Origin of the sequence: Maribacter caenipelagi (assembly GCF_004364175.1) — a bacterium.
Lineage (GTDB): Bacteria > Bacteroidota > Bacteroidia > Flavobacteriales > Flavobacteriaceae > Maribacter > Maribacter caenipelagi.
Genome location: NZ_SNZW01000006.1, coordinates 1 through 1,544, shown reverse-complemented (window position 1 = coordinate 1,544; position 1,544 = coordinate 1). Strand labels below are relative to the sequence as shown.

Annotated in this window: 1 protein-coding gene; it reads left to right on the top strand. The window is 48.8% G+C overall.

The annotated features are described in order from the left end of the window. Positions 1-1,544: hypothetical protein (locus DFQ03_RS18715; protein ID WP_208295879.1), on the top strand; the 1,544-nt coding region annotated here is incomplete at both ends.

The following is a 1,544-nucleotide window of genomic DNA, read 5'->3' as shown; positions in this document are numbered from 1 at the left end:
AACCTTGTAGGTACGGAGTTCAGTGCCGATCCAAGTTTGGCGACCGACACGGAGTTGTCGGATGCTATCACGGCAAGCGAGGCATTGGATCTTGACAAGGTTATCGGTAACGAATCGGTAACAGGATTGACTTTCGATGGCGGAACTTCTATATTAACGCTTACACAAGATGGCGCTGCAAACGAAACGGTGAATTTAGGGGCGTTGGATACCGATACGCAGTATACCGCTGGTACAGGATTGAACCTTGTAGGTACGGAGTTCAGTGCCGATCCAAGTTTGGCGACCGACACGGAGTTGTCGGATGCTATCACGGCAAGCGAGGCATTGGATCTAGATAAGGTTATCGGTAACGAATCGGTGACTGGATTGACTTTCGATGGCGGAACTTCTATATTAACGCTTACACAAGATGGCGCTGCAAACGAAACGGTGAATTTAGGGGCGTTGGATACCGATACGCAGTATACCGCTGGTACAGGATTGAACCTTGTAGGTACGGAGTTCAGTGCCGATCCAAGTTTGGCGACTGACACGGAGTTGTCGGATGCTATCACGGCAAGCGAGGCATTGGATCTTGACAAGGTTATCGGTAACGAATCGGTAACAGGATTGACTTTCGATGGCGGAACTTCTATATTAACGCTTACACAAGATGGCGCTGCAAACGAAACGGTGAATTTAGGGGCGTTGGATACCGATACGCAGTATACCGCTGGTACAGGATTGAACCTTGTAGGTACGGAGTTCAGTGCCGATCCAAGTTTGGCGACTGACACGGAGTTGTCGGATGCTATCACGGCAAGCGAGGCATTGGATCTTGATAAGGTTATCGGTAACGAATCGGTAACAGGATTGACTTTCGATGGCGGAACTTCTATATTAACGCTTACACAAGATGGCGCTGCAAACGAAACGGTGAATTTAGGGGCGTTGGATACCGATACGCAGTATACCGCTGGTACAGGATTGAACCTTGTAGGTACGGAGTTCAGTGCCGATCCAAGTTTGGCGACCGACACTGAGTTGTCGGATGCTATCACGGCAAGCGAGGCATTGGATCTAGATAAGGTTATCGGTAACGAAACTATTACAGGATTGGCTTTTGATGGAGCTGTATTGACTATATCGGAAGGTGGAAATACGGACCAGACGATTAATATAAGTTCATTGGATACCGATACGCAGTATACCGCTGGTACAGGATTGAACCTTGTAGGTACGGAGTTCAGTGCCGATCCAAGTTTGGCGACCGACACTGAGTTGTCGGATGCTATCACGGCAAGCGAGGCATTGGATCTAGATAAGGTTATCGGTAACGAATCGGTGACTGGATTGACTTTCGATGGCGGAACTTCTATATTAACGGTTACACAAGATGGCGCTGCAAACGAAACGGTGAATTTAGGGGCGTTGGATACCGATACGCAGTATACCGCTGGTACAGGATTGAACCTTGTAGGTACGGAGTTCAGTGCCGATCCAAGTTTGGCGACCGACACGGAGTTGTCGGATGCTATCACGGCAAGCGAGGCATTGGATCT